1 protein-coding gene is annotated in these 8,749 nt (G+C 28.0%); it reads right to left on the reverse strand.

Translation table 11 applies throughout. The features are described from left to right. Positions 1-91 precede the first annotated feature (91 nt). Complete coding sequence (locus ACRC03_RS02130; protein WP_438650905.1) at positions 92-8,455, reverse strand: hypothetical protein; 8,364 nt, start codon at positions 8,453-8,455, stop codon at positions 92-94. Positions 8,456-8,749 lie beyond the last annotated feature (294 nt).

Below are 8,749 nucleotides of genomic sequence, written 5' to 3' on the forward strand. Positions count from 1 at the left end.
TTATGAACAAATCTTTAGTCATAATTAGCTATTAAAGATGCTTTTTAACCTTCTAAGCTACAAGTAACTTAACAGTCATGGCTTCTTATTATTAATTATTATTTTCTACTGTAAATTCATATTCAATAGTCTCAAATCTTTCTTGGAACTGCCATCCATTTATCGTATAAATTTCTTCTTCTAAAGTAACATATATAATATATTTGCCTATACTATTTACATACACTTTTCCATAGTAATCATTACTTAATGTGTAATTATTATTTAATTGGGACTCATTACTTAGTTTAGATATTTTATTATCATAGGCCTTACATAAATACATATCAGTCTTGTACTCATAGCACTCATATACTCCTATCTTATCTTCTTTTATGACTTTATAGTTATAAGGCAACCATCTAGTATCACCTATTATAGGGTCCTCATTGTCCATTCCGGCTCCTATGACTTTAATATCTACTCTTATTTTAGATGGCACTTGGTCAAAGTCATAGCTTACTATAAGTTTTGTTTCATTTACATCTGGGTCTACTTTTATTTCATCATTATAATATTCTACTGTAATAGTTTTTCCTTCTGTATCAAAGAAAATTGTTTTGCTCAAGTTTTCTTCTTCATTTGCCAATAGGTTATTATTAGCATTACTTCCAAAAGTATTTAAATTATCATCCATATCAAATACTTTACTTATAATTAAATTATTATTTTCATCTAATAACTTAGCTAATAATCTTCCATAGATTTTATTTAAGGAATTGTTTCTTATAGTTATATATCCTACTGATTGATTTAGTGCTATTTCATGATCTACTGATATGCTAATATTTTCGTTATATTTCTTTAATAAGCTTCCAAAATTATAATGCATATAATTGTTATTCATGTTTATCTCTGGAAGTGTATAAGTTTTATTATTTGCAGTTTCATATATTTGAACATTTATATATATTCCTACTCCATTTGAAGGTATTTCTACTCCTTCTCCTAGATATTCTTTAATATTAAAATCAAGTATGGTTGTATAGTAACCTCCATCTATTGCTTGTAAATCTTGTAGATTATTTATAGTTAATTCCTGTACAGGAGTTTCATGTTCTTCATAATATGCTTTTAGAATTACACCTCTATTAGCTTTTGCTAATTTACAGTCAGTTTCATTGTATAAAGTAACTCTAACTTTACGTGTTCCATTAGCTTCACTTATATTTTCTACCTTAGAAATACCTACATCAGGATAATCTAAATATAAGGTTGTATTTTCAGTTATAATCTCATCAAATACAGTTTTTGCAGTTATAACTACTGGTGCGTTATTTATTTCCTCTCCTATTTCATATACAATTGGAATTTCAATACTATAATTAGGCTCTAAGTTTAAGTTTTCAAAGTTATATAATTGGTTATCAATTTCTATTTGTATATTATTAATAGTATCTAATCCACTATTTTTTAGCTTAAATAAAACAGTTACTTCCATATTTGCTTTTACTGTAGCATAATCAACATACATAGATTCTACAGTTATTGAATTTCTTAGATTCGAGCTTAGTGTATATAAATTCGATATATAATCACTTACATAAACTGGTATCTCTTCGGATTGTGGATTTTCTTTATACATTACTACTTTGTAAGTTGAAGGGTCGTTTAGGTCAATTTTTTCATACTCTGTTCCTAGCAATACTGTATTTATTATTAAGTTATCAATATTATCCATATAACAATCAAAGTTCTCTATTAGTGTTCTATCCTGCATTACATAAATATTAATAGGTGCTGATAAGGTTATATTATAGTTTGTATCTTCTATAAATTTTATTACCTTAATTATATCTTTATCAACATTATGAATTGCTGATTCATCTATACTTAGATAAGCTTCTGTCCACATTAAGGCTAAGTTTTCTATTTGATTGTCTTTTTTATCAACTTTTACAAATTCATACTTTCCACTTAGTTCTATATTACTTGGTCCTACTTTTTCACTTACTGCTTCTAAATAATTTACATCTATTGTACCTTCCTCATCAATAAAGGCAAGCCTTATATCACTTAAGCCACTTTCCTCATCAACCTTTAAGGTATGATAGGCAATTACAAATTTTTCTTCTCCTGATTTTAAAGTTACTGTTGCAATCTTTGGATTTTCATTTAAATATTCATCGTTTGTCAGTCTTACAGATTTGATAACCTGATTGTTAGTATTAATTATTGAGTAGAATATTTCATACTCACTTTCTTTATTAGCTTTACTTAAGTCCACTACGTAAACAACACAACAAGTTCCATTTTTTAACATTGCTACATCTAGACCTTTTACAGTTCCATTAGAGCCATTATATAAATTATAGCTTTCATTTATTTGTAAATTATTTTTATTTACTCTTATAAAATCAATGTTATCTTTTACACCAAACTCTAAAACATTTCCATCATTATTAGAATAAACATTACGCCAAGCTAAAAGTACAGAATCTCCATTTGTGGCTACAACTGGTGATAAATCTGGTGTAGTGTCTTTAGTTACCCTAATAGTATTCCAAGAGTTGTTTTGCCATATACTTAGCATAACTTCTGTTGAGTTTAGCATAGAAAGCTCTTCATATTGAGATAAAGTAGTACCTGGAGTGAAGGTTTCACTTTCTATTAGTCTTACCCATGTTAGCACTGCAAAATCTTTATTTCCATCTATTTTAGGATTACAATCTCCATAACCATTAAAAGGTGTTTGGTCCTCATTAATTGAAGGTGGTATTACTATTCCTTGTTCATAATTACCTTGATTATTTCTTATAGAATAGCAAAGCCTTGTATCACTAATATTACTGCTTCCTTCATCACTTAAATAAATTAGTATTGACCCATCATTAGATAGCTTAGGTTGTGAATTTGGATATGCATTTTGTTGTAGTATTATTAGGCTGTTGTCATTTAGTATGGAGATATCCTTTGATAGTCCCCAATATCTTTCATATTTATCAAGGTAGTTTCTATGCTCAATTGTAGCTATTGAACTTACTACTCTAAATTCCTCATTACTGTTTTCACTATAAAAATCATTGTAACTAGCTATAGAGCTATTTTTCTTCCAGTAGTCATTTATTTCATCGTATTTAGTATTAAACTTAAACTCTTTGCTAGCAGATACTGAAGCTAGAACAGTTTGATAAGATATAAATAAAAACTTCACTTCAAATTCTATACCAATAGTTCCTTTTATCTCTAAATAAATCCCATTTAGTTCTCTTGATTGATAATCGCTTAAATAATTTCTTGATAAAAATACTGTTTCAAAATTTGCTTCTATTTGACCAAAGATACCTATCCTTAAAGCTATAACAGAAAAATCAAATCCAATTCCTGCAAAAGCTCTAATATAGATATTTGCATTTATTCTAGTTATATAATCGTTAGCCTTTTTTGATGGATAGTTAGTTGCCCATGGATATCCTGGTAGCTGGCTACGTCTAACTGCCACATTAAAGTTAGCACCTATTCCTCCACCAGCTTTAATATATGCAGTAACAGGTACTGGACCTACCATAGTGTTATAAGTCCATTTATACTCCATACTTGCATTAGCACTAAAGCCACCACCTAAGATACAAAAGCCCCACTTGGTTATATCATAGTCAAACTCAACTTCTGCTAAGAAGAATCCTCCTAGTCCCCAGGAGTAGTCAGTGTTGGAAAAGCCCTTCTTACCACTATTTAATATATTATTTAAGGTATCTGCTTGTTCTTTTTCATAAGTTCCATTTCCCATAGATAATAAATCACTTATGCCTGGCATTAATCCTAACCCACGACTATCTAACTCATCTAGTAGTACAATACTTAAATTGTCTGGTATATTTAATCCCACATCTGTATTTCCTGCCCATATAAATATTCTAAATATAGAAGGGTCTTGTGTTGAAGTTATTGCCATTTTGAAATACTGCCCTTGCATTCCTATGGCTGAAATCATTTTTATACCTATATTTATTAATTTATCTCCTATATCTTGTGGCTGACCACTAATGAATGCTGATTCTTTTAATTTATCAAGTTGTGATGTAACTGCCTCCGATTCCTCTACTGGTTGTATTCCACACATATTTATTATTTGTGTTGGATTAGGTATAGATTTTATTACTACATTGCTATTATACAAGTTAAATTCAATAGTTGTTTTTTCTAAATCACCTATCCATATCTTATCTTTTGATAAATCAATTGTACTTTTTACAATTGCTGATTTTGAAAATGGATATTTTACTATACTACTATTTTGAACTATTTGACCTTTACCTTGTTTATCCCTACATTTTAGGCTGTACTTATTATTGGTATCTAGTGGTATACCCCATAGCATTATATTAGTATTTAAGTTAACTTTTGGTTTAACATCACTTGGACCAATTTTAGAAATGTTATCAGTTACTATTACTGATTTTTTGTCCTCCTCTAGGTATGAGATACTTTGATTTAAAATAAAAGGAGTGTTTCTTTTGTTATCTTTTATCCTTACTAGGTTAACTACTCCATTTCCAAATTTAACTATATCATCATTATTTTCATTACCATCTATATAAATAATAGTTGGGTAGTAATTTTCATCTAATGGATAAATTTCTAATATAAATTTAAGCTTATCCATTGGGATTAATTCCTCAAATTGCACTTCTCCTAATTCCCTTGACCAAAATTGTGTTGAATCCATGTTAATTTTTATATGACCACTATTACTTGCTATTATCTCTGCTCCTACTTTGCCTGTATTCCCTTCAATAAGTGCATCTTGGCAGTATCCGTCATTTTTATATACTCCACCATGAACTTTTATTTTTTTGGTATAAGGTGTGCCATCATCATTTTTTAGATATATATCAATAACTGCCACTTTACGCAGGCTAAGCATGTTTATAGGATAGAGCATGTTTTTTGTTATATCTTTTTCTCCAGATAAGGTATTTATCTTTAATATAGTTCCAAGATAAGTCTCATTATTATATTCACTTTTTACGTATACGCTCGAGTTAATTCTATTGGGTTCGTAAAGAGCTAACATTCCTTCATTATTACTAGTTACACTTCTTTTGTTATTTTGGGAATCTGTATAATTAATAGTAGTTTTAGTTTTTGGATAGAATTTGAATAAATAGAATTTATCTTTTAGGGTTGATATATTAATGGTTACTTTATCAGTTATATTAGTTTGAGCATGGGTTGCACTTAAGGTAACTTGCCCATCTTTTAATCCCGCTAGTAAGAATTGTTGACTTGGTGTGAAATATTCATATATAGTTTTTTGTATATCTTGATAGTTATTACCAGTAAGGTAGTTAATAGTTAATTTATCATGGTCGGAAGTTTTCCAGCTTATAAAGTCTTCATACTCCTTGAAGGTAGAGGCTTTTATAGAGGCCTTAGCTTTTAGATTTAATGCTTTTCTTAGGTTTTCTATTTCTGTAGAAGTTAAGGTATTTAGATTCAAAGTGCTAAGATAGTCATAGTTATTCATGTTATAGGTTGGTGTATCTGTATTATTTATTAGTATCTTTAGACTGTTGGCTGAGTAAACATTAAATATTTTTGAATCGAAGCTAGTTTCATTATATTGAACATTTTTTCCTTTTATAGAAATCGTATACACATCTTTTGGTATATTAAGAGGTACGTTTGTAAGTTCTAAATCATAAGTTCCTGTATAAGTTCCTTTACTCTGTTTTATCATGTTTTCTAAAATTTTTATGCTTTCTTGTAAAACCTTCCCATTTTTATCTATTTGGAATAAGACCTCAGCCCCATTTACTTCATCAATATTTTCTATTTTCCAATTTATGTTTACAATGGTATTATTGTTTTGTGAGTCGCTATTATCTATATAAGTTGTTTTATCTCCACAGTCTAAGCTTAATTTTATTGGCTTAGCTCTTACGTAAATATATGCAATAGCATACAAGTCTTTATTATTTTCATAAGGGTCTTTTGATTTTATAAGAACTGTGTATCCAGGTGTAGTACCTTGAGAAGGGCCATGAGTTAAGTAATCTTTTGAGATTGTGTATTCATTTTTATCATATGAGTTTGAACTTCTTTTATAATTAAAGGTTTCTATAGGCTGTATATTTTGTAATTGGTTTATTTTGTAATTTCCATTGTAAAGGTAGCAGTAAAAATCAACATCTTTACTTGTATCTACTTCTGTTAAGTTTTGAATATATCTAATTTTTGCATCAGACTCATCTATTATTTCTATTTTTGAAAATACTGTAGGAATAATGAGACTTGGTTTATCTTCGTAGGCTATTTTTATTGGTTGTGATGATACTGTTATATTTGGGATAGTATTTACATTTCCATTGGTTGCAGTTAGTTTTACTATTATTTCTCCTTCTTCACTTTTATTATCTATAAGAGGTAGTATAAAATTTTTATTGTTAATTATTGTTACGGTAGCTATTTGATTTGTGATAGAAGTATCTTTATTTACTACACTCCATACAAAATCTTTTTCTCTAGCATAGTCTGCTGGAATAGTTGCTGAATATACATATGCTATTTCTACTAGTTCTTCATTGACATTGTATATTAGGTTATCTATTTTTGATGGCCAATTTTGTCCTTGTACTGGTATTTGTAAGGTAATATCTGTAGCTACTACGTATTTTATTGGTGATAAAATAAAACTAGCAGTTTTGTTATATACTAAAATATAATCACCTATTACTTTAGTATTACCTTTTAGGTATATATCTCTAGCGTATATTTTTACAAAGTATTCTTTTGATTCATCAGATATATTTAGATTTATATTACAACTTCCTATTAAGGTGCTATAGTCAGATGAGTAGTGTAATTCTATATTATCAGCTACTATATCATTGCTTTCTTTTTCTATTATTTTTGCATATACAGAGTTAGATATATTAGAATTTTCATATTTTTTGTCATTTATATAGTACGTTTTATAATCTTCATCATTTAACAAGTTTATTCTTATTCCTATTTTTTCTGTTATCGGTAGATTTTCTGTTTTATCGTCTCTTACTATATCTATTGGATTTATATCTAGGATTGCATCACACATTCTTATTGGTACTAAGGTACATTTTGGAGAAGAATTTGGAATTTGAGAAAAATCTATTTCGTCTAAGTTGGCATCATTAAATACTCTACCATCTATAAATTTTTCTATATTTAAAGTTGTATTACTATCACTTTTTACTTCGTATAAAAATAGTAGTGTAGATGCATTAAATTCATCAGAGATAAAGTATGGTTTCAATTCTTCATTATTTACTATTAGAGTACATTGTTTGTCATCAATTCTCTTGTTTGCATTCATTACTTTATCAAATTCTACAAGTATAGGTACTTTTTCTCCTCTGAAGTATACTCTCTCATCCACTTTTACATTTTTGTATCTAGGAAGTCCTGGTATTGTTCCTATCTCTTCTTGATCTCCTTGCTGATAAAAATTACTTAGTTCAACTTGCATATCTATTAATAGTTTCTTTGCTACTTCGCTTATTGGTGTGTTAATATTACCTTCTTGGATTTCTAATTCTATTTTACAAATAAAATTTTTCATATTTGAAAAGTCTAAATCGCTAGAATAATTTTGATTTATAGCTGCACTAACAACACCTTTTGAACCAATTACTAAAAAACTAATTATAGTTTCTGTGGTATTATCATATTTTTCATAATAATACTCGCCTAAGCCAATTAACTTAAATCCACTTTTAACTTCTACCTCAAAAAATGTATCTAGATCTATTCTTCCTTTACCAGAAAATATTCCCTTTTGAATCAGGTATTTGACCAATGTCATGTCAATAGTTCCGTATATATAGAATTTATTGTTTTCAATACTTGTGTTGTATAATTTATAATGACTAATCATTGGCCATTTACTTGGTAGTTCATTATATATATCAAGTTTGATAGCATTTTCAATTTTTTTAACACCATCATCTAGCATTAATTTACAGTTTATAGGATTCCATGCTTGTATATTTAATAAGGCTGCTCCTGAGTAGTTTGCATTGGCTATGTTTATTTTTTTATTATCAAAACTCCACTCATCTTCATTTTTTATTATATTTGAAACAATTTTTATTACTTTTTTATTTGCTCCTTTTTTTATTGTTATTAGTTGTTCAATTTTATCTTTTGGAACATTATTATTATCTATTAATTTTGCCTCATTTTTTGATGGTTTAAATTTAATTAGTTCTGTATTATCCTCATATAATGTACAATTAAAATCAATTAACTCATTATCAAAATAACTTCCAATACCTTTTGTAATTGTCAATGTAAATGATACATCTTCTTCTAGATTAAGTGTTTCATTTACATTGTCTTCATTTACAACAAATATATTAATTATTTTTTCATATGGATTATTTATATCTACTTGAGTAACAAACTTTAGGCATACATTATTGTATATTATCATTTAACAAATTTCACCCACTTTATGAAAAATTTGGTCTATATCGACCTATTATATAATATGCTTCAACTTATTATCGGTGATATTATTGTATTATCTTTATTACTGCACAGTCAAAAGTTCATATGATTAAGAAGCCTGAAAAAATTCTCTTTTTTAGGCTTCTTCCTGCTTTTCTTTAATTATTTTAGTTATGCTTAAATCCCTATTTTTACCCAAACTCAATAAAATAATATAGCGAATATGTACTGCTATAGTAGCTTCTGATAAAATTCCTTTAGATGGAGTCCTTAAATA

It is taken from the genome of Romboutsia sp. (genome assembly GCF_051659545.1).
Taxonomy (GTDB): Bacteria; Bacillota; Clostridia; order Peptostreptococcales; family Peptostreptococcaceae; genus JBOFOR01.